The following is a 21,133-nucleotide window of genomic DNA, read 5'->3' on the forward strand; positions in this document are numbered from 1 at the left end:
GTGCCATTGTTAACGCTGGATGCCGTATCCCTTGCTTTTGGCATGCAGCCATTGCTCGACCAAGCCTCTATGACCATCGAGGCAGGTGAACGTGTGTGTCTTCTTGGCAGGAATGGCGAGGGAAAATCCACACTACTGAAGATCGTCAGCGGTGAGGTAACGGCGGACGGCGGTGTTGTCCGGCTGGACGACGGTGCGGTGTTGTCAGTGCTGCCCCAGAATCTCCCCGTCAATGATACTCGAACCGCGTATGAGGCCGTTTCCGGTGCTTTCCCGGAGACCGGGGAATTGCTCGCGGAATTTCATCGGTTGTCCCAGACTGCGGATGAAGCCAGCCTGGACCGGCTGATGAAAGTACAGGAGCGCCTTGAGGCGCTGGATGGCTGGCGTCTGGACCAGAAAGTCGGCGCCATCCTCGAGCAATATGGCATCGACCCGGAGCAGCGTCTGAACACGCTTTCCGGCGGTTGGCAGCGACGTGTCCTGTTGGCGCGTGCCCTGGTGACCGAGCCGGATATCCTGTTACTGGATGAGCCTACCAACCACCTGGATGTGCCCGCCATTGCCTGGCTGGAAGAGGCCCTTGGTCAATTCCGTGGCGCGATTCTGTTTGTCAGCCACGACCGCGCGTTTATACGCCGCATGGCCACGCGCATCGTGGAACTGGACCGCGGGCATCTGGTGAGTTTTGCCGCTACGTACGACCGCTATCTGGACCTAAAGGAAAAGGCTCTGGAGGAGGAAGATCGCCAGAATGCGCTGTTCGACAAGCGGCTAAAACAGGAAGAGGCGTGGATACGCCAGGGGATTAAGGCTCGTAGGACCCGCAATATGGGCCGGGTGAGGGCGCTAAAGGCCATGCGTGAAGAACGCCAGCAACGTCGCGAACGCGGTGGAACTGCGAGCTTTTCGGTGGAAGACGCCGCCCGTTCCGGGAAACTGGTGGTGGAAGCCAGTGATGCCGGATTTGCCTATCCTGATGGTACCGCGGTCATTCGCGACATGAACATGACGGTCCTCAGGGGCGATAAGATTGGCCTCGTTGGTGAAAATGGCACTGGGAAGACCACCCTGGTCCGGCTAATGCTGGGAGACCTGAAGCCCACAGATGGCCGAATTCGCCTCGGCACCAATTTGCAGATCGCTTACTTCGACCAGCTCCGGGGTGAGCTCGACCTTGAACGCAATGCGCTGGATAACCTGTCCGAGGGGCGGGAGTTCATCGAAATTAACGGCCAGAGCAAGCACGTACTGGGATATCTGCAGGAATTTTTGTTCAGCCCGGAACGGGCGAGGTCCCCTGTGCGTGTCTTTTCCGGGGGTGAGCGTGCGCGTCTTCTTCTTGCCAAGCTCTTCAGCAAGCCGGCCAATATCCTGGTGCTGGATGAGCCGACCAATGATCTGGACGTGGAGACCCTGGAGTTACTTGAATCCCGGCTGGTGGAATTTGCCGGTACTGTGATCGTTATCAGCCACGACCGCGAGTTCCTCGATAACGTCGCTACTGATACGGTGTTCCTGGACGGCTCTGGCAGAGTCGCGGAGTTTGTCGGTGGGTATACCGATTGGCGGAGGCAGGGTGGCCGGTTCCCTTCTGAGGGGGTAAGCCGAAAGGCCACCAAGCCGCCAAAGAACCAGAGCCCAGTGCCGGAAAAGAAGCCGGAAGCGCCCGCAGTGGCAGACACCAAAAAAACAAAACCCGTAAAACTCAGCTACAAACTGAAGCTTGAACTGGAAAAACTTCCGGGCCAGATTGAAGAGCTGGAGGCGGAACTGGAAAAGCTTCGGGCACAGATTTCCGATCCGGAATTCTACTCCGGGCCCGCTGAGAGCGTCTCCACGACCCTGGCGGACCTCGGGGACAAGGAAGCCCACCTGGAGAAGGTCATCGAGCGCTGGATGGAGCTGGAAGAACAGGCGAATCAATGAATGTAACGTACCACTTCAAATTTGAAGACAAGCGTTCCGAGACGTTTAAAGTAACGGACCGGCCAGCTGAGCCGGTGGGCAACCTGCCGAGCTGGACAAGGTTGGAGCACTGCCAATGCGCCAACTGCCCGCTGAAAGCATCGGAGTCGCCACGATGTCCCGCCGCCGTTGAAATGCTTCCGGTTGTGAACGCCTTTCAGGCAGAGGACGCCTACCAGAAGGTGACTGTGGAGGTTACAGACGACCGCAGGCGTTATTCCAAGGACACCACGCTTGAGGAGTCCCTGAGGTCATTGCTGGGGCTGAAAATGGCGACAAGCGGGTGTCCGGTGTTGTCCGAACTGAAGTCGATGGCCGTGCATCACTTGCCGTTTGCCAGCAACGATGAATTCATCATGAGGAGTGTGTCTCACTACCTTTTGCAGCAGTACCTGGCGAAACGTAACCACAAGGAGCCAGACTGGGAACTGAAAGGGCTGGTGGAGAGAAATCAACGCCTGCAGTTGGTCAACCAGGCGTTATGGCAGCGGATCCATTCGGTGTGCGAGGGGGACAGTAACCTGAAGGCATTGCTGAACTTCTTCTCAATGGCCTCCAGTGTGAGTTTTTCCCTGGAAAGTCAGCTTCGAAAACTGGAAGCAAAAATGAAGGGCGACGGCGCCGACTAGGGCGCCGCGGCCATCGTCCGGCTACTGGATGCGGATCGCAAGGACATCGCAGACGGTGCCATGCAACACACCGTTGGCGGTTGATCCTAGAAGCAACTGGAATCCTTTGCGGCCGTGGCTTCCCACGATGACCAGGTCCACACTCTGCTCTTCAGACAGCCGATGGATTTCGGATTCAGGGCGCCCCACCGTCACTATCTGATTGTCTTTGCCAACATTGTACTTTTCACCGTACCCGGCAAGCTGTTCCTTTGCCGCCTTGTCCAGTTGATCCTGAAGTTCCGTCAGGTCCATCGGAATGTCGCCCCCATAGGCGTAGCCAACAGGCTCCACTACGTGCACAAGCATCAACTCAGCACTATGGGCTTTGCTTATTTCGACGGCCTTATTGAGTACCTGGGGGGCCTCTTCGGTCAGATCGATTGCCACCAGTATCTTCTTATAGATCGACATCGCATCGCTCCTTCGCGGATGGGGTCAAACTCTTGGTGTGCCAAAGCAGTACCTTGTCCCATAAGTGTAAACCAACACTGACAGGTATCAATGACTGACTGGAAAGGTGACAAAAGGAGAGTTGGCTGGGGCTACAATCTGCCCCAGCCGGCGTGGACGTCAGGCGTTTTCGCGCAACAGGCCAATGGTTGTTTCCAGGCCCCGGAGAATGCCTTTGGAATAGCGGTCGATCACAAACGCAACGTTGTTGTCGTTATAGTTAATATAGGAGCCCCGAATGAACTCCCACTTGGAGGTCAGGTCGTCCAGAGCGGCTTTTAGTGGGCCCTGGGCACCGCCTTTGGTGATCTGTGACAGGAAGGCGTCAAACTGCTTTGCCTGCTCGTCAAGAGGGATGTCGTTGGAGGAGCCCTGGAAGGTTTGCGATACCGAGGAATGGGTGCGGGCGGAGTACTTGGCCATCATCTGTGCCATAGTGACTGCCGCCGAGCGTGCGGCTTCAACTCTCTGGGCAGTTGCGACTTCGGCGCTTTCCCGGGCAACCGCGTACATCTCTGAAGCCACCTGGTTCATCGATAACGCCTGGTTCGCCATATCGGACACCAGGCGCAGGTCGGGATAACCGGTGTTGCGCACGTCGTTGATGTTGCTCCGCATCAGATCCTTGAATTTGTCGAACTCCACGTTGAGGCTTTCAACCTGTTCTCCGGACAATACGCCGGCGGTGCTGTCGGCGACCGAATTCATGGATTCGTTGGCGGCATTGATACTGGCGACAATCTCGTTCAGGGTTTCGGTATCGCCGCTTGCGCTGAACCGATAGTAGGCGTCGAGTGCCATGTAGTTATTGACCCGGAAATTATGCAGGTCCGAAAGAAAGCCGTCGCCTTCCTGGGCGCGGACCGTAAAGGAGGTGATCAGTAACAGCGCGAGCGCCGTTACCAGGGAACGTACCCGCAAGCGAGCGTCTTTCATCGGATGGGTCTCCGTTAAGGCTGTTTTATTATTGTGGACTAAAGTCTTAGGCTGAAGGTAAAGTAACTCCGCCGACCAATCAAGTTGTTTTGGGGGGCGCTACGGGAGTAAATGTAAACAAATTTAAAATTTACGTGATAAACCTACCGTTTCGCATCAATACCTCGAACTACATACTTGATAAACAACAATTCCATTCGCCTCCTGATGCCGTTCGGCTGTCCATTTCGAGGCTGGTCGGGTTGATTCTTCCAGAAACAAATTGACAAACGAGCCGTTTTTTTTCATCGTGTCACACCACGATTCAAACGACTGTATGAATTTTTGGATCGCTTGATCGGGTATTGATTGAAAACAGTGACCGAAATCTCGCTGCATCAGCGGTCGTCTTGCGAAGCGCTTGTGCGGCTGTTTCAGCAGTTCCAAACACAGACTGGAGATCAGTTGATGATTTACGAAGGTAAAGCCATCACGGTTAAAGAGATCGAAGGCGGGATCGCTCAGTTGAACTTTGACTTGCAGGGCGAGTCAGTGAACAAGTTCAACCGTCTCACGATTGAAGAGCTCCGCGCCGCGACTGACAAACTGGAAGCGCAGAAGGGCCTGAAAGGCCTGGTTGTGACCAGTTCCAAGGACAGCTTTATTGTTGGCGCCGACATTACGGAATTCACCGACCTGTTTGCCGGGCCGGAAGAAGACCTCGTTGCCAACAACCTCAAGGCCAATGAAGTATTCAGCGCGATTGAAGATCTGCCTTTCCCCACCGTAACGGCGATCAACGGTATGGCGTTGGGTGGCGGCTTTGAAATGTGTCTTGCCACGGACTACCGGGTGATGGACAAGAAGGCCAAAGTAGGTCTTCCGGAAGTAAAGCTGGGCATTTTCCCAGGTTTCGGTGGCACTGTGCGTCTGTCCCGTCTGGTCGGTGTTGACTACGCGGTTGAATGGATCTGCGGCGGCACTGAGAACCGTGCCGACAAAGCCCTTAAAGTCGGTGCAGTTGATGCCGTACTTGAGGGTGAGAAGCTGGTAGATGCGGCCATCAGCATTATCAACCAGTGCAACGACGGCAAGCTGGATTACCAGGCGCGTCGTGAAGAGAAGAAGGGCAAGATCAAGCTGAACGCCATGGAAAGCATGATGGCTTTCGAGATCTCCAAGGCGTACGTTGCCGGCCAGGCTGGCAAGAACTATCCGGCACCGGTCGAGGCGATCAAGGTCATGCAGAAGCATGCCGGCCTTACCCGTGACAAAGCGATCGAGGTTGAGGCTAAAGGCTTCGCCAAGATGGCCAAAACCAACGTGGCAGCCTGCCTGGTTGGCCTGTTCCTGAACGACCAGGAGCTGAAGAAAAAGGCCAAGGCCTGGGAGAAGGAAGCCAATGACGTGAAACTGGCGGCCGTTCTGGGCGCTGGCATCATGGGTGGCGGTGTGGCTTACCAGTCCGCATTGAAGGGTACGCCCATCATCATGAAGGACATCGCCCAGGAAGGCATCGCTCTGGGTCTTAAAGAGGCCAAGAAGCTTCTTTCCAAGCGCGTTGACAAGGGTAAAATGGACGCCAGCAAGATGGCTGACGTTCTGAACAGCATCACGCCGACACTCAACTACGGCGACTTCAAGAACGTCGATTTGGTTGTTGAGGCCGTTGTTGAGAACCCGAAGGTTAAAGACGCTGTTCTGCGTGAGACCGAAGACAATGTTCGTGAAGACGCGATCCTGACGTCCAATACCTCCACCATTTCCATCGATCTTCTGGCCAAGAACCTGAAGCGTCCGGAAAACTTCTGCGGCATGCACTTCTTTAACCCGGTGCACATGATGCCCCTGGTTGAGGTTATCCGTGGTGAGAAGACCAGTGACAAGGCTATTGCCACCACAGTGGCCTACGCCAAGGCCATGGGTAAGACCCCGATTGTGGTCAACGATTGCCCAGGCTTCTTGGTCAACCGTGTGCTGTTCCCGTACTTCGGTGGTTTTGTGAACCTGGTACGTGACGGCGCGGATTTCCAGCACGTCGACAAGGTCATGGAGAAGTTCGGTTGGCCGATGGGCCCTGCCTATCTGCTGGACGTGGTTGGCATGGACACCGGCAAGCACGCTGGCGAAGTCATGGCTGACGGCTTCCCGGACCGCATGAAGCACGAAGGTACTACCGCCATTGACGTGATGTTCGATAACAACCGTTACGGACAGAAGAACGACAAGGGCTTCTATAAGTACGAACTGGACCGCAAGGGCAAGCAGAAGAAGGTTGTCGACGAAGAAACCTACAAGCTGCTTGAGCCGGTTGTTCAGGGTAAGAACGATTTCAGCGACGAGGACATCATCGCACGTATGATGCTGCCTCTGTGCCTCGAAACCGTTCGCTGCCTGGAAGACGGCATTGTTGAAGACCCGGCAGACGCCGATATGGGCCTGATTTTCGGTATCGGCTTCCCGCCGTTCCGTGGTGGCGCCCTGCGTTATATCGACGACATGGGTGTCGACAAGTTCGTCGAGCTGGCAGACAAGTTTGCAGATCTTGGTCCCCTGTACCATCCGACCGAGAAGCTGCGTGAAATGGCCAAGACTGGCGAAAAGTTCTTTGGCTAACCCTGAACGAGATTTCCGAACGGAGAAAGATCTATGAGCCTTAATCCGAGAGACGTTGTCGTCGTCGATTGCGTGCGGACTCCGATGGGGCGTGCCAAAAACGGCTGCTTCCGCAATGTTCGTGCGGAGACCCTGTCGGCTGCGCTTATCGAAGCACTGTTTGAGCGCAACCCGAAGCTCGACCCGAAAGAAGTTGAAGATGTGATCTGGGGCTGTGTAAACCAGACCAAAGAGCAGGGCTTCAACGTGGCGCGTCAGATTTCATTGCTGACCCGCATCCCTCATGAGTCTGCTGCGCAGACCGTGAACCGTCTGTGTGGTTCTGCCATGAGCGCGATCCACACCGCCGCCCAGGCGATCCAGACTGGCAACGGCGATGTGTTCTTCGTGGGTGGTGTTGAGCACATGGGTCACATTCCCATGACCGACGGTTTTGACCACAACCCGGCTGCGTCCAAGTACTCTGCCAAAGCGTCCAATATGATGGGCCTGACCGCAGAAATGCTCGCCAAGATGCACGGCATCACCCGTGAGCAGCAGGACGAGTTTGGCGCACGTTCACATCGCCTGGCGCATGAAGCCACTCAGGAAGGCCGCTTCAAGAACGAAATCGTTCCGATTGAAGGTCATGACGAGAACGGCTTTAAAGTGCTGATCGAGGAAGACGAGACCATTCGTCCCGAAACCACCGCTGAATCGCTGGGTCAGCTGAAGCCAGCGTTCGATCCGAAAAACGGTACAGTGACTGCAGGTACGTCCTCGCAGCTGACTGACGGTGCCGCAGCCATGGTGCTGATGTCCGCAGAGCGTGCTGAAGCTTTGGGCCTGAAGCCGGTTGCCAGGATTCGCAGCATGGCTGTTGCCGGTTGTGATCCCGCGATCATGGGTTACGGCCCGGTTCCGGCCACCAAGAAGGCGTTGAAGCGCGCAGGCCTGAAAGTCGAAGATATCGACTTCTGGGAACTGAACGAAGCCTTTGCGGGTCAGTCCCTGCCGGTCCTGAAAGACCTGAAGCTGTTGGGTGTAATGGAAGAGAAAGTAAACCTGAATGGTGGCGCGATTGCCCTTGGGCATCCGCTGGGTTGTTCCGGTGCACGTATCTCTACAACCCTGCTGAATGTCATGCAGGCCAAAGGCGGTAAGCTTGGTGTTTCCACCATGTGTATCGGCCTGGGGCAGGGCATTGCAACGGTATGGGAGCGTCTCTGATTCATTGAGCAGAATCAGTAACGCTGTCTCAGGAGGCCCGGCAAACGCCGGGCTTTCCTGTCTCTGACTGGAGAAAAAGGCGCCTGGAAATAAAAGAATGGGTTGTCTTGCTTTTCTTGACCCTGTAAAACAATGCACCTATACACTTGTGGCGGCTATGGACTGTTTTCTAGCCGACTGATTTTACAGCGAGTTTCCGGTTTGCTGATTTTTTAACCGATTATCGCCAAGGACACAGATCTCCGATATGGGTAAAAGCCTCGTTATTGTCGAGTCGCCAGCGAAAGCGAAGACCATCAACAAATACCTGGGGTCCGACTTCATTGTGAAGTCCAGCGTCGGGCACATTCGCGACCTTCCGGTCAGCGGTAGCGGCTCAACGTCAGATCCGAAAGAACGTGCCAGGCAGGCCGCGTTGACCCGCAAGATGAGCCCGGAAGAGAAGGTGGTTCACAAGAAACGGAAGTCCAGGGAGCAACTGGTTGCCCGCATGGGGGTGGATCCTGACCAGGACTGGAGCGCCCGATACGAGATACTGCCCGGCAAGGAAAAGGTTGTCAGCGAACTCAAACGGTTGGCAAAGTCCGCCGATCATATCTATCTCGCGACGGATTTGGACCGTGAAGGGGAGGCGATCGCCTGGCACCTCCAGCAAACCATTGGTGGTGAGCCGGAAAAGTATCGCCGCGTGGTGTTCAATGAGATCACCAAGCGTGCCATCCAGGAGGCCTTCAAGGATCCGGGGAATCTCGATAACAACCGCGTTAACGCGCAGCAGGCGCGTCGATTCCTCGACCGGGTCGTCGGCTATATGGTATCGCCATTGCTGTGGGCAAAGATAGCACGCGGCCTTTCGGCCGGTCGGGTTCAGTCGGTTGCGGTCCGGCTTATCGTCGAACGCGAACGGGAAATCCGCAAGTTCATTCCCGAAGAGTTTTGGCAGTTGCATGCTGACCTGGCTTCGAAGCAGGCCGAGCAGCCCGTTCGTTTTGAAGTGACCCGGTACGACGATAAAGCCTATCGTCCAGTCAGTGAGAAACAGAGTGTCGAACATGTTGACCGCCTGAAAGATGGCACGTTCAAGGTGGCCAAACGAGAGGACAAGCCGACACGCTCACGTCCCTCCGCCCCCTTTATTACGTCCACGCTGCAGCAGGCGGCCAGCAACCGGATGGGGTTCAGCGTCAAGAAAACCATGATGCTGGCCCAGCGCCTCTATGAAGCCGGCTTCATTACCTACATGCGTACCGACTCGACCAACCTGAGCCAGGACGCCGTGAGCGGTTGCCGCGAATTTGTCAAAAAGCAGTTCGGTGATAAATTCCTGCCGGAGAAGCCAAGGGTATACGGTAGCAAAGAGGGCGCCCAGGAGGCCCACGAGGCCATCCGTCCGACCGATGTTAGTCGTAGGCCGGCCGATATAAGCGGCCTGGAGAAAGATGCTGAGAAGCTCTACGACCTGATCTGGCGCCAGTTTATTGCCTGCCAGATGGCTGATGCTGAATTTCTGAGCACGTCCATTGTGGTTGCCAACGGTGATTACGAGCTTCGTACGCGGGGGCGGATCATCAAGTTCGAGGGTTTCCTCAAAGTGGCGCCCCAGTCGGCCAAGAAAGATGAAGATATCGCGCTTCCTGACATCAAGGTTGACGAAACCCTGACACTGAAGAAGCTCGATCCCAGCCAGCATTTCACCAAGCCGTCGCCGCGCTATACCGAGGCGAGCCTGGTCAAGGAGCTGGAGAAGCAGGGTATTGGGCGGCCATCCACCTACGCATCGATTATCTCCACCATTCAGGATCGCGGCTACGTCCGTTTGCAGAATCGCCGCTTCTACGCTGAAAAAATGGGCGAGATCGTCACCGAACGGTTGTCGGAATCCTTTCCGAACCTGATGGACTTTGACTTCACCGCCAAAATGGAAGGTGAGCTGGATGACATCGCCGGTGGCGAGGTGGACTGGAAAAAGGTGCTCAATGATTTCTATGGTCGTTTCCGTCAGCAACTGGAAACCGCCGAGAGTGGCGAAGACGGAAGCATGCGGGCGAATACCCCGACCGAGACCGACATTCCGTGCCCGACTTGCAGTCGCCCCATGCAGATTCGCGTGGCCAGTACCGGCGTTTTCCTGGGATGCTCAGGGTACTCCCTGCCGCCTAAAGAACGGTGCAAAACGACCATCAACCTGGTGTCCGGTGACGAGGTTGTCAGCGCGGACGAAGATGTCGATGGCGAAGGTGAAACCCGTCTGCTCCGAAAGAAGCGGCGTTGCCCGAAATGCGGAACGGCCATGGACAGTTACCTGGTGGACGAAGGTCGCAAACTCCATGTGTGCGGTAACAACCCGGATTGTTCCGGCTATGAAGTGGAGAAGGGTACGTTCCGAATCAAGGGTTATGAAGGTCCAACCCTGGAGTGCGACAAGTGCGGCTCCGAAATGCAGCTTAAAACCGGGCGTTTTGGGAAATACTTCGGCTGTACCAACACCGAATGCAAGAACACACGCAAGCTGCTGAAAAGCGGCGAGCCTGCGCCTCCCAAGATGGATCCGGTGCCGATGCCTGAGCTGCAGTGCCAGAAGGTTGAAGACACCTATGTGCTGCGTGATGGCGCTTCCGGATTGTTCCTGGCTGCCAGCAAGTTTCCCAAGAATCGGGAGACGCGTCCGCCGCTGGTTATGGAGATCAAACCTCACCGCAAGGAAATTGATCCCAAGTACGGTTACTTGATGGATGCTCCGGAGCGTGACCCGGAAGGTAATCCGACGGTTATCCGTTACAGCCGGAAGAGCAAGGAGCAGTATGTGATGTCGGAAAAGGACGGCAAAGCGACAGGCTGGTCTGCGTGGTTTGTGAACGGCAAATGGCAGCCGAAAGAGAAGTGACTATAGGATGACTGGCAGGTTGGGCTCGACACCTATCCTGCCAGTTGTTTGAAAGCGAACCTCAGGGTTTCTTGCGCAGCCGTTGTATCAGTGAAGACGTATCCCAGCGGCTTCCCCCCATCTGCTGAACATCTCCATAGAACTGGTCAACGAGTGCGGCGACCGGAATCCTTGAGCCGTTTTTTCGCGCCTCTTCGAGGCAGATTGCCAGATCCTTGCGCATCCAGTTGACAGCGAAGCCGTGCTCGAACTCCCCATCAATCATGGTGCCTGAGCGATTTTCCATCTGCCACGATTGAGCTGCTCCTTTTGAGATCACGTCGACGACCTTGCGGACATCCAGTTCCGCCTGTTCGGCAAAGTGAAGGGCTTCCGAGAGGCCCTGAACCAGTCCGGCGATGGCGATCTGGTTGACCATCTTCGTCTTCTGGCCGCTGCCGATCGGTCCCATGTGGTTCAGGGCTTTGGCGTAATGCTCCATCAGCGGTTTCGCTTGCGAAAAAGGGTCGGCCTCCCCACCACACATAATGGTAAGCTGGCCGTTTTCCGCACCCTGCTGGCCACCGGATACCGGGGCGTCAATGAACTCAAGGTTGCGGGCGCTGGCAAGCTGGCCCAGTTGCTCTGCAATGCCTGCCGAAGCAGTTGTATGGTCGACCAGCACGGCGCCGGGCTTGGCGTTGGCAATGATGCCCTCAGGGCCTTCATAGACTTTTTCCAGATCTACATCGGCACCCACACAGGTAAATACGAAGTCTGCGTCAGCAACGGCGGCGGCGATAGAGTCGCAGGCCTTGCCTTTATACTGGCTCGCCCAGCTCTCTGCTTTGGCGTGAGTGCGGTTCCATACCTGGACTGTAAGGCCGGCGTTTGCCAGGTGGCCGGCCATTGGATAGCCCATTACGCCGAGACCGATAAATGCGGCAGTTACGTTCATCACTGTTTCTCCAGACGTGGTTGGTGTTAGCGCGAAGTAGGCATCAATCATTGCAGAATGTGAGGGCACAAAAAAGGCCGCTGATGCAGCGGCCTTTCGATTTCGGCTATCCGGGAGCTACTTCTTGGGGTAGCTTCTTGCTTCGGAGCCTGTGTAGAGCTGTCGCGGCCGGCCAATGCGGTAGTCGCCGCTGACCATTTCGTTCCAGTGTGAGAACCAGCCAATGGTCCGCGAAAGGGCGAATATAACCGTAAACATGGACGTCGGAATGCCGATGGCCTTGAGGATCAGGCCGGAGTAGAAGTCCACGTTCGGGTAGAGTTTGCGCTGGACGAAATACTCGTCTTCAAGGGCAATCTTCTCGAGACGCTGTGCGATCTTCAGGAGAGGGTCGTTCTCCAGGCCGAGCTCAGTCAGAACTTCATGCGCAGTTTCGGCCATTACCTTGGCGCGCGGGTCAAAGTTCTTGTAGACCCGGTGACCAAAGCCCATCAGGCGGAATGGGTCGTCCTTGTCCTTCGCCTTGGCGATGAATTTCTCGATGTTGGACTCGTCCCCGATTTCCGCGAGCATGTCCAGAACTGCTTCGTTGGCGCCGCCGTGTGCAGGGCCCCACAGCGCTGCAATACCGGAGGCAATACACGCGTAGGGGTTGGCGCCGGTTGAGCCGGCCAGGCGAACGGTTGAGGTGGACGCGTTTTGTTCGTGATCGGCATGCAGGATGAAAATCTTGTCCATCGCCTTGGCGAGGATCGGGTTTGGCTTGTATTCCTCACAGGGAACACCAAACATCATCTGCAGGAAATTCTCAGAATAGGTCAGGTCGTTGCGGGGATACATGAACGGCTGACCAATGCTGTACTTGTAACACCAGGCCGCAATGGTCGGCATTTTGGCGATCAGTCGGTGAGCAGTGATTTCACGCTGCTCGACGTTGGTGACATCCATCTGGTCGTGATAGAAAGCCGACAGGGCTCCAACGACGCCGCACATAATGGCCATCGGATGCGCATCACGGCGGAAACCCTGGAAGAAGTTGCGCATCTGGTCGTGCAACATCGTGTGGTTTTTGATGGTGTCGTGGAAGCGCTTGTTCTCTTCCGCTGTCGGAAGCTCGCCGTTAAGCAGGAGGTAGCAGACTTCCAGGTAGTCGGAGTTTTCTGCCAATTCCTCGATTGGGTAGCCTCGGTGCAGGAGAACGCCCTTGGCTCCGTCGATGTAGGTGATCTGGGATTCGCAGGCTGCGGTGGATACAAATCCAGGGTCGTACGTAAAGACGCCTTCCTGGACGAGGCTTCTCACGTCAATGACGTCAGGGCCGACGGTGCCTGAGTAAACCGGTAGCTCAATGGACTTGTCACCCACCGAAAGCGTGGCTTTCCTGTCGGTCATGGTGCTCTCCTATTTATCAGCATTTGGAAGCGCTAGAAGGCGCGTATTATCGCAAAACTGGCGGCAAAATATAGGGCGTTGGCTTTTTTTGTCAATGGAAGAGGCAATAAAACCCATTATTTGACGCCTGCTGTAAATCAGGGAAATCCGGAATACGGCTGCTTTCGAGGTTTAATTGATTTTGTCAATCCTCTTTATAGCGAGTCCCAGGGCCTGATTTAACGGGCCCTGACAGAGTTGCGCGTTTGTAATTGAAAAGGGTACTCCTTATAATCCGTAGCCCGGAATCGGGGATATAACAGGCCGCAGCGTCAGATATCAAAAGAGCGCATGCCGGTTTTTCTCCCTCCTGAACATATCGTGTGCCGGATCCGTTCAGCATACCGATCCTTACATACCAACCATCCGCATCCGGTTTTTTCCGGCCCCGCGGAACCAAGAGAGAGTGTGAGAGCGCTGTGAATAGCAAACGACCAGTAAATCTCGATCTCGGCAAGTTTCATTTTCCGCTGCCAGCCATCACGTCCATACTGCATCGCGTCAGTGGCATCATCATTTTTGTGGGTGTTGCTTTCATGTTGTACGGGCTTCAGCTTTCCCTTTCCGGGGAAGAAGGCTTCAGTCGGGTTAGTGGCTTGCTGGACAGCTTCCTTGCGAAGCTGATTACCTGGGGCATTCTGTCTGCCTTGCTGTACCACCTGGTTGCGGGTATCAAGCACCTGCTGATGGATATGGGCATCGGCGAAGAGCTGGAAAGTGGCCGGCTCGCGGCGAAAGCCACAGTCGTCATCTCCGTTATTCTCATCCTTCTGGCAGGAGTCTGGGTATGGTAAACAGCGTCACGAATCTCGGGCGTAGCGGTGTTTTCGACTGGATGATCCAGCGTGTTACCGCCTACGTGCTTGCTCTGTATACAGTTTTTCTTTTCGGGTTCATCCTGACCACTGACGTTAATTACGACAGCTGGTCGGCGCTTTTCGACCAGACCTGGTTCCGCATCTTCACCCTGCTTGCACTGCTCTCAATCGGCGCGCACGCCTGGGTTGGGCTCTGGACAGTGACAACGGATTACATCAAGGCGACCCTGCCGCGCTTCCTGGTACAGGCACTTTGCGGTCTGGCCATGTTCGTGTATTTGGTCTGGGGCATTCAGATTCTTTGGGGGCTTTAATTAATGGCTAATATCAAGACCATGTCTTATGACGCGATTGTTATCGGTGGCGGCGGTGCCGGTATGCGTGCCGCCCTTCAGTTGACAGAATCCGGCGTCAATACCGCATGTATCACCAAGGTATTTCCGACCCGTTCCCACACTGTATCTGCCCAGGGCGGTATTACCTGCGCCATCGCCAGTGCCGACCCCAATGATGACTGGCGCTGGCACATGTACGACACCGTCAAGGGTTCCGACTATATCGGTGACCAGGACGCGATTGAGTACATGTGTTCCGTGGGCCCGCAGGCTGTGTTCGAGCTGGAACACATGGGGCTGCCGTTCTCCCGTACCGAGCAGGGCCGTATTTATCAGCGTCCGTTTGGTGGTCAGTCCAAGGGGCCGGACAATCCTGCCCAGGCGGCGCGTACCTGTGCTGCTGCGGACCGTACCGGTCACGCGCTCCTGCACACGCTCTATCAGGCGAACCTCAAGGGCGGAACCACCTTCCTGAACGAGTGGTACGCCGTTGATCTGGTGAAGAACAGTAAAAACGAAGTGGTTGGTGTCGTCGCCATCGAAATCGAGACTGGCGAAGTGGCTTACATCAAGTCCAAGGCAACCGTTCTTGCCACTGGCGGTGCAGGTCGTATCTACGCCTCCACCACCAACGCCCTGATCAATACCGGCGACGGTATTGGTATGGCGCTCCGTGCCGGTTTCCCGATGCAGGACATGGAGATGTGGCAGTTCCACCCCACGGGCATTCATGGCGCCGGTACTCTGGTAACAGAAGGTTGTCGAGGTGAGGGCGGTTATCTGATCAATTCCGAGGGTGAACGTTTCATGGAGCGTTACGCTCCGAACGCCAAAGACCTGGCTGGTCGCGACGTGGTTGCCCGCTCCATGGTGATTGAGATCCTGGAAGGCCGTGGATGCGGTCCGGACAAGGATCACGTTCTATTGAAGCTGGACCACCTTGGTGAAGAAACACTGAACCTGCGCCTGCCGGGTATTTGTGAGCTTTCACGCACCTTTGCGCACGTGGACCCGGTTAAAGAGCCGGTGCCGGTTGTGCCAACCTGTCACTACATGATGGGCGGGATTCCCACCAACGTAGGTGGTCAGGCCCTGACTCAGGATGAGAGCGGTAACGACACGCCCATTCCCGGGTTGTTTGCCTGCGGTGAAGCAGCTTGTGTGTCCGTTCATGGTGCCAACCGTCTTGGCGGTAACTCCCTGCTGGATCTGGTCGTCTTCGGCCGTGCCGCTGGCTTGCACATTGAAGAGCAGCTTCGCGGCGGCTTTGAGGTGGACGGCGCCAGTGAGGAAGACATCAAGAACGCGATGGCGCGCCTTGATCGCCTGAACAGCGCCTCGGAAGGCGAGAGCGTTGCCGAAGTGCGCAAGGATCTGCAGAACTGCATGCAGCTTTACTTCGGTGTGTTCCGTGACGGCAAGAGCATGGAAGAAGGTCTTGAGAAGCTGGAAGCGATTGGTAAGCGCGTACGCAATACCAGGCTCGCGGATACCAGCAATGCCTTCAACACCGCGCGTATCGAAGCCCTTGAGCTTGATAACCTTTATGAAGTTGCACTTGCAACGGCTGTTTCAGCCTACGAGCGCAAGGAAAGTCGCGGTGCTCATGCCCGTAACGATTTTACCGAGCGTGATGATGAAAACTGGCTGAAGCATTCGCTGTACTTCCCGCTGGACAAGCGTGTTGGAAAGCGTGATGTAAACTTCGCTCCGAAAACGGTGGATACATTCCAGCCGAAGATCCGGACTTACTAAGGGGGATTGTGCAATGTTAGTAAGCCTGTACCGCTACAACCCGGAAACCGACAATGCGCCCTATATGCAGGACGTAGAGCTGGATATACCGGAAGGAAAGGACCTGATGGTTCTGGATGTCCTTAACCTGGTCAAGGAGCAAGACCCCTCAATGGCCTATCGCCGTTCCTGTCGGGAAGGCGTCTGTGGGTCCGATGGTATGAACATGAATGGCAAGAACGGTCTTGCCTGCATCACGCCGCTGTCGGAAGTGCTCAAGAACAACAAGCTGGTTGTTCGCCCACTTCCGGGCCTGCCGGTGATTCGTGACCTGGTTGTGGACATGAGCCTGTTCTACAAGCAGTACGAGAAGGTTATGCCGTACCTGGTCAACGACAATCCGGCGCCCGCCATTGAGCGTTACCAGTCACCGGAAGACCGGGAAAAGCTGGACGGCCTGTACGAGTGTATTCTCTGTGCCTGCTGTTCCACGGCTTGCCCCTCATTCTGGTGGAATCCGGACAAGTTCGTTGGCCCGGCCGGATTGCTGCAAGCCTACCGGTTCCTGGCCGACAGCCGGGATACTGCACAGGAGGAGCGTCTTGCCAATCTGGATGATCCGTTCAGCGTATTCCGCTGTCGGGGCATCATGAACTGTGTCAGCGTTTGTCCGAAAGGCCTTAACCCAACACGGGCGATCGGCCACATTCGGAACCTTCTGCTTCAGCGGGCGACGTAAGCAGAATCTGAAACAAACGCTATACTGTGCTGACAAGGCTCGCACCCGGAAGGGCCCGCAACGACGCGGGCCCTTCAACCAAAGGCTTATAGTCAAAAGTCTTAGCAGGGTGCACACTACGCAGGCCGTCACGGGAGCTTAAAAGGTTCCTGACGGATTGCTGAGTATAATAACCACCGGGGAACGGAAAACATCCTTGTTGGATGTGGTGGCCAAAGTCGATCCCGTAAAAACCCGTATTGACTCAGATATACCCCTGGCCGACCATAGCCAGCTCCCCGCACCAGCCCAAGGTGAGCTATTCAAAATGCACGAAAGCATAATGGAGCAGTTGTGGCAGACTTCCCACCTACAAGGAGGGAATCTCGCCTATGTTGAACAGCTTTTCGAAACCTACCTGACAGACCCCAATGCCGTTCCCGAAGAATGGCGCAGCTATTTCGATAAACTTCCCAGTGTGGATGGCTACAAAGGCCGTGATATAGATCATTCGTCCATCCGCCAGCAGTTTGAACACATATCCCGTAACCAGCGCTTTCTAGCCAGCAGCGGCGTGCCTGCCAGTGCAACGGTTGATGCCGACAAAAAGCAGATCCGTGTCCTCCAGTTGATCAATGCCTTCCGTTTTCGTGGCCACCAGGAAGCAAAGCTGGATCCCCTCGGTGTATGGAACCGTCCACAGGTTGAAGATCTCGATCCATCCTTTCACGAACTATCGGAAGCGGACTACGACCTCGAGTTTCAGACCGGCTCGCTGAACTTTGGCTCCGAGACAATGAAGCTTCGGGACATCGTTGGTGGTCTTCGGCAGACGTACTGTGAAAGCATCGGTGCGGAATATATGCACGTTGTGGACACTCGTATCAAACGCTGGTTCCAGCAACGCATGGAGCCGGTACGCTCGCGTCCCAACTACGAGTCTGGAACCCGTAAGCATTTGCTGGAACGGTTAACCGCAGCGGAAGGCCTCGAAAAGTATCTGGGTTCCCGCTATCCGGGCGTAAAACGGTTTGGGCTTGAAGGTGGCGAGAGCCTGATTCCCTGTCTGGATGAGCTGATCCAGCGGGCAGGCAGCTACGGCGCGAAGGAAATTGTGTTGGGCATGGCCCACCGGGGCAGGTTGAATGTTCTGGTTAATACACTCGGCAAGAACCCGAAAGAACTGTTTGACGAGTTTGAAGGCAAGAAACTCGCTGATTCCGGTTCTGGTGACGTTAAATACCATCAGGGTTTCTCTTCCAACGTGATGACCGAAGGTGGCGAAATCCACCTTGCGCTGGCGTTTAACCCGTCGCACCTTGAGATCGTGTCTCCGGTGGTTGAAGGCTCAGTCCGTGCCCGCCAGACCCGGCGCAACGACCCTAACGGCACCCAGTGTGTGCCCATCATCATGCACGGTGACGCAGCGTTCGCCGGGCAGGGTGTGGTTATGGAAACCTTCCAGATGTCCCAGACCCGGGGCTATGGTGTTGGCGGTACTATTCATATCGTCATCAACAACCAGGTCGGTTTTACCACCAGCAAGCAGGAAGATGCCCGTTCCACGGAATACTGCACCGATGTGGCCAAGATGATTCAGGCCCCGATCCTGCACGTGAACGCGGACGATCCCGAGGCGGTCATGTTCGTGACCCAGATGGCCATGGATTACCGCCACGAGTTCAAGAACGATGTGGTGATCGATCTGGTGTGCTATCGCCGCCGCGGACACAATGAGGCAGATGAGCCGGCCGCAACACAGCCGGTGATGTACGAAAAGATTCGCAAGCTGACAACCACCCGCAACCTCTATGCGGAAAAACTTGTTGCTGACGGTGTGATCACTGAGGACGAAGCCAAACAGATCGAACTGGACTACCGGGACGAGTTGGATAAGGGCGACCACGTGGTCAAGTCCCTGGTCAAGGAGCCCAACAAGGATCTGTATGTCGACTGGACGCCGTACCTGGGGCATGAGTGGACTGCCAAGTGCAAATCCAGTGTCGCCCTCAAGACGATCCAGAAACTGGGTAAGAAACTGACTCACGTGCCGGAAGGCTTCAGTGTTCAGCGCCAGGTGTCCAAGATTGTCAGCGACCGGGAAAAAATGACCGCCGGCGCGCTACCAATCAACTGGGGCTACGGTGAAGTGATGGCCTACGCCACGCTTCTGAACGAAGGGCATCCCATCCGGATTACCGGCCAGGACGTTGGTCGCGGCACCTTCTCTCACCGCCATGCGGTACTGCACAACCAGAAGGACGGTGCCCACCATATTGCGCTGGAGCACATTGCCGAGAACCAGCCGAAGTTTGAAATCTACGACTCACTGCTCTCAGAAGAGGCGGTGATGGCGTTCGAGTATGGTTATTCCACCACGGCACCCAATGGTCTTGTGGTCTGGGAAGCCCAGTTTGGTGACTTCGCCAATGGCGCCCAGGTGGTGATTGACCAGTTCCTGACCAGTGGTGAGCACAAGTGGGGGCGTCTGTGCGGCCTCACGCTGCTGTTGCCACATGGCTATGAAGGCCAGGGTCCGGAGCACAGTTCGGCAAGGCTGGAGCGTTTCCTGCAGTTGTCCGCGGAACACAACATCCAGGTTTGCGTGCCAACCACGCCATCCCAGGTGTTCCACATGCTGCGTCGTCAGGTCAAACGTCCGCTGCGTAAACCTTTGGTTGCGATTACGCCAAAGAGCCTGTTGCGTCATAAGGAAGCTACCTCGGAACTGGACGACCTGACATCGGGTACCTTCAAGACGGTACTGCCGGAGAAAGAACCCTCCGACCCGAAAAAGGTCACTCGTCTGATTCTGTGCAGCGGTAAGGTCTACTTCGACCTGTTGGAGCGCAAGAAAGCGGACGAGCGGGATGACGTTGCTATTGTTCGTATCGAACAGCTATACCCATTCCCGGGTGACGATCTGGACGAGCTCCTGAGCCAGCACAGCAAGCTCAAGCACGTGGTCTGGTGCCAGGAAGAGCCCATGAACCAGGGGGCCTGGTATTGCAGCCAGCATCATATGCGTAATGCGCTGCATCGTCATAATCCCAAGCTGTATCTTCAGTATGCCGGTCGTGACGCCTCCGCTGCTCCGGCTTGTGGCCATATGTCGGTTCACATTGAAGAGCAGAAAAAACTGGTTAACGACGCGTTTGAAATCTGACGAGCTACCGAACTAAGGATCCGAGATGTCAACTGAAATAAAAGCCCCCGTATTCCCAGAGTCGGTCGCAGAAGGGACAGTCGCGACCTGGCATAAGCAGCCTGGCGAAGCCTGTTCACGTGACGAACTGATTGTCGATATTGAAACCGACAAGGTCGTACTCGAGGTGGTAGCTCCGGCGGATGGTGTTATCGAGGAAGTACTCAAGGGCGAAGGCGACACAGTAGAAAGTGGTGAAGTCGTCGGTAAGTTCAAGGAAGGCGCGGCTGGTGATTCCAAGCCTGCAGCCAAAGATGACAGCAAGAAAGAAGAAAGTAAGCCCGAAGCGACTTCGGAAAAGTCCTCCGAAGCACCAGCCAGGTCATCTGGCGAAGCCATCCTCAGCCCGGCAGCGCGGAAGCTGGCGGAAGAGAATAGCGTTGATCCGGACGCCGTCGAAGGTACCGGAAAAGACGGTCGTGTAACAAAAGAAGATGTTCAAAATCATATAGATGCTGGTAAATCTTCAGGGTCTTCTTCAACTCCTGCATCGAAGCCGGCCGGCGATATGCCGCAGGTGGATGTTGGTTCCGGCGAGCGTCCGGAGAAGCGGGTTCCCATGACGCGTCTGCGTGCCAGTATCGCGAAACGACTGGTCAATGCTCAGCAGACCGCGGCCATGCTCACCACGTTCAACGAAGTGAACATGGGGCCGGTCATGGAGCTGCGCAAGCAATACAAGGAAAGCTTCGAGAAGCGCCATGGGGTCAAGCTCGGTTTCATGTCCTTCTTTACCAAGGCAGCGACCGAAGCGCTGAAACGCTTCCCTGCGGTTAACGCCTCCATCGACGGTAACGACATGGTTTACCATGGTTACCAGGATATCGGTATTGCTGTGTCAAGTGATCGCGGCCTCGTTGTGCCTGTGGTTCGTGACACCGACGCGCTCGGCCTGGCCGACATTGAGAAGAAAATCGTCGAGTACGGAACCAAGGCCAAAGACGGCAAGCTCGGTATCGAGGATATGACCGGTGGCACCTTTACCATCACCAACGGTGGTATCTTCGGTTCACTGATCTCCACGCCGATCCTCAACCCGCCACAGACGGCCATTCTGGGTATGCACAAGATCCAGGAGCGTCCGATGGCAGTGAACGGCAAGGTCGAGATTCAGCCGATGATGTATCTGGCGCTTTCCTACGACCACCGCATGATCGATGGCAAGGAAGCAGTGCAGTTCCTGGTGGCTATCAAGGAAATGCTTGAAGACCCAGCGCGTATTCTGCTGGACGTCTGAGCTGA

At 55.7% G+C, this 21,133-nt stretch carries 15 protein-coding genes; 11 read left to right on the forward strand and 4 right to left on the reverse strand.

The genetic code is table 11. The features are described from left to right. Together B2590_RS06300 and B2590_RS06305 are read left to right on the forward strand one after the other, a co-directional pair. Positions 1 to 1,929 carry an ATP-binding cassette domain-containing protein gene (locus B2590_RS06300; protein ID WP_075196844.1) on the forward strand — a complete coding sequence of 643 codons (1,929 nt, stop codon included), beginning with the start codon at positions 1 to 3 and terminating at the stop codon, positions 1,927 to 1,929. Further along, complete coding sequence (locus B2590_RS06305; protein ID WP_075196843.1) at positions 1,926 to 2,597, forward strand: DUF6901 family protein; 672 nt, start codon at positions 1,926 to 1,928, stop codon at positions 2,595 to 2,597. Before B2590_RS06300 ends, B2590_RS06305 begins: the two co-directional genes overlap by 4 nt. Positions 2,598 to 2,618: 21 nt before the next feature. Here the strand turns inward: B2590_RS06305 and B2590_RS06310 are convergent, their stop codons facing one another. Both B2590_RS06310 and B2590_RS06315 read right to left on the reverse strand, forming a co-directional pair. Further along, a complete protein-coding gene (locus tag B2590_RS06310; RefSeq protein ID WP_041333209.1) occupies positions 2,619 to 3,050 on the reverse strand; it encodes a universal stress protein in 432 nt (143 codons plus the stop codon). Between the two features lie 159 nt (positions 3,051 to 3,209). After that, positions 3,210 to 4,025: a hypothetical protein gene (locus tag B2590_RS06315; protein WP_127401137.1), complete on the reverse strand. Its 816-nt coding sequence runs from the start codon at positions 4,023 to 4,025 to the stop codon at positions 3,210 to 3,212. A 447-nt stretch (positions 4,026 to 4,472) separates the two neighbouring features. Here B2590_RS06315 and fadB point away from each other — a divergent pair, with 447 nt between their 5' ends. The 3 genes from fadB to topA all read left to right on the forward strand — a co-directional run bounded on the left by fadB (position 4,473) and on the right by topA (position 10,713). Next, complete coding sequence (fadB, locus tag B2590_RS06320; protein ID WP_036208096.1) at positions 4,473 to 6,620, forward strand: fatty acid oxidation complex subunit alpha FadB; 2,148 nt, start codon at positions 4,473 to 4,475, stop codon at positions 6,618 to 6,620. A 33-nt stretch (positions 6,621 to 6,653) separates the two neighbouring features. Further along, complete coding sequence (gene fadA / locus B2590_RS06325; protein ID WP_036208088.1) at positions 6,654 to 7,829, forward strand: acetyl-CoA C-acyltransferase FadA; 1,176 nt, start codon at positions 6,654 to 6,656, stop codon at positions 7,827 to 7,829. A 247-nt stretch (positions 7,830 to 8,076) separates the two neighbouring features. Continuing rightward, a complete protein-coding gene (topA, locus tag B2590_RS06330; protein WP_036208086.1) occupies positions 8,077 to 10,713 on the forward strand; it encodes a type I DNA topoisomerase in 2,637 nt (878 codons plus the stop codon). Positions 10,714 to 10,774: 61 nt separating this feature from the next. Here the strand turns inward: topA and B2590_RS06335 are convergent, their stop codons facing one another. Both B2590_RS06335 and gltA read right to left on the reverse strand, forming a co-directional pair. Then, the gene (locus B2590_RS06335; RefSeq protein WP_323808218.1) at positions 10,775 to 11,701 is read right to left on the reverse strand and encodes an NAD(P)-dependent oxidoreductase; all 927 of its coding nucleotides are present in this window, start codon (positions 11,699 to 11,701) and stop codon (positions 10,775 to 10,777) included. Positions 11,702 to 11,767: 66 nt separating this feature from the next. Beyond that, positions 11,768 to 13,042 (reverse strand): citrate synthase, encoded by a 1,275-nt coding sequence (gene gltA, locus B2590_RS06340; protein ID WP_036208079.1) that lies wholly within the window; start codon positions 13,040 to 13,042, stop codon positions 11,768 to 11,770. A 458-nt stretch (positions 13,043 to 13,500) separates the two neighbouring features. On the opposite strand from gltA, the gene sdhC reads away from it, so the two are divergent. The 6 genes from sdhC to odhB all read left to right on the forward strand — a co-directional run bounded on the left by sdhC (position 13,501) and on the right by odhB (position 21,128). Further along, complete coding sequence (sdhC, locus tag B2590_RS06345) at positions 13,501 to 13,875, forward strand: succinate dehydrogenase, cytochrome b556 subunit (RefSeq protein ID WP_036208076.1); 375 nt, start codon at positions 13,501 to 13,503, stop codon at positions 13,873 to 13,875. Continuing rightward, positions 13,869 to 14,213 (forward strand): succinate dehydrogenase, hydrophobic membrane anchor protein, encoded by a 345-nt coding sequence (gene sdhD, locus B2590_RS06350; protein ID WP_036208073.1) that lies wholly within the window; start codon positions 13,869 to 13,871, stop codon positions 14,211 to 14,213. The genes sdhC and sdhD overlap by 7 nt, the downstream gene beginning before the upstream one ends. A gap of 3 nt (positions 14,214 to 14,216) precedes the next feature. Continuing rightward, entirely contained in the window at positions 14,217 to 15,989 is a 1,773-nt protein-coding gene (gene sdhA, locus B2590_RS06355) for a succinate dehydrogenase flavoprotein subunit (RefSeq protein ID WP_075196838.1), read from the forward strand. A gap of 13 nt (positions 15,990 to 16,002) precedes the next feature. Then, positions 16,003 to 16,707, forward strand: coding sequence for a succinate dehydrogenase iron-sulfur subunit (locus tag B2590_RS06360; protein WP_036208067.1), 705 nt, complete (start codon positions 16,003 to 16,005; stop codon positions 16,705 to 16,707). 307 nt (positions 16,708 to 17,014) lie between these two features. Further along, positions 17,015 to 19,852 carry a 2-oxoglutarate dehydrogenase E1 component gene (locus B2590_RS06365; protein ID WP_036208482.1) on the forward strand — a complete coding sequence of 946 codons (2,838 nt, stop codon included), beginning with the start codon at positions 17,015 to 17,017 and terminating at the stop codon, positions 19,850 to 19,852. A gap of 25 nt (positions 19,853 to 19,877) precedes the next feature. After that, positions 19,878 to 21,128: a 2-oxoglutarate dehydrogenase complex dihydrolipoyllysine-residue succinyltransferase gene (gene odhB, locus B2590_RS06370; protein WP_091642055.1), complete on the forward strand. Its 1,251-nt coding sequence runs from the start codon at positions 19,878 to 19,880 to the stop codon at positions 21,126 to 21,128. The last annotated feature ends 5 nt before the right edge of the window (positions 21,129 to 21,133 follow it).

The organism is Marinobacter sp. UBA3604, from assembly GCF_002375325.1.
Lineage (GTDB): Bacteria > Pseudomonadota > Gammaproteobacteria > Pseudomonadales > Oleiphilaceae > Marinobacter > Marinobacter salarius.

Coding starts and splice junctions, on each gene's coding strand:
- B2590_RS06335 (WP_323808218.1), bottom strand. CDS start 11,701: ATGATTGATGCCTACTTCGCGCTAACACCAACCACGTCTGGAGAAACA.
- sdhA (WP_075196838.1), top strand. CDS start 14,217: ATGGCTAATATCAAGACCATGTCTTATGACGCGATTGTTATCGGTGGC.
- B2590_RS06315 (WP_127401137.1), bottom strand. CDS start 4,025: ATGAAAGACGCTCGCTTGCGGGTACGTTCCCTGGTAACGGCGCTCGCG.
- B2590_RS06360 (WP_036208067.1), top strand. CDS start 16,003: ATGTTAGTAAGCCTGTACCGCTACAACCCGGAAACCGACAATGCGCCC.
- fadA (WP_036208088.1), top strand. CDS start 6,654: ATGAGCCTTAATCCGAGAGACGTTGTCGTCGTCGATTGCGTGCGGACT.
- B2590_RS06365 (WP_036208482.1), top strand. CDS start 17,015: ATGCACGAAAGCATAATGGAGCAGTTGTGGCAGACTTCCCACCTACAA.
- gltA (WP_036208079.1), bottom strand. CDS start 13,042: ATGACCGACAGGAAAGCCACGCTTTCGGTGGGTGACAAGTCCATTGAG.
- fadB (WP_036208096.1), top strand. CDS start 4,473: ATGATTTACGAAGGTAAAGCCATCACGGTTAAAGAGATCGAAGGCGGG.
- sdhD (WP_036208073.1), top strand. CDS start 13,869: ATGGTAAACAGCGTCACGAATCTCGGGCGTAGCGGTGTTTTCGACTGG.
- topA (WP_036208086.1), top strand. CDS start 8,077: ATGGGTAAAAGCCTCGTTATTGTCGAGTCGCCAGCGAAAGCGAAGACC.
- B2590_RS06305 (WP_075196843.1), top strand. CDS start 1,926: ATGAATGTAACGTACCACTTCAAATTTGAAGACAAGCGTTCCGAGACG.
- B2590_RS06310 (WP_041333209.1), bottom strand. CDS start 3,050: ATGTCGATCTATAAGAAGATACTGGTGGCAATCGATCTGACCGAAGAG.
- odhB (WP_091642055.1), top strand. CDS start 19,878: ATGTCAACTGAAATAAAAGCCCCCGTATTCCCAGAGTCGGTCGCAGAA.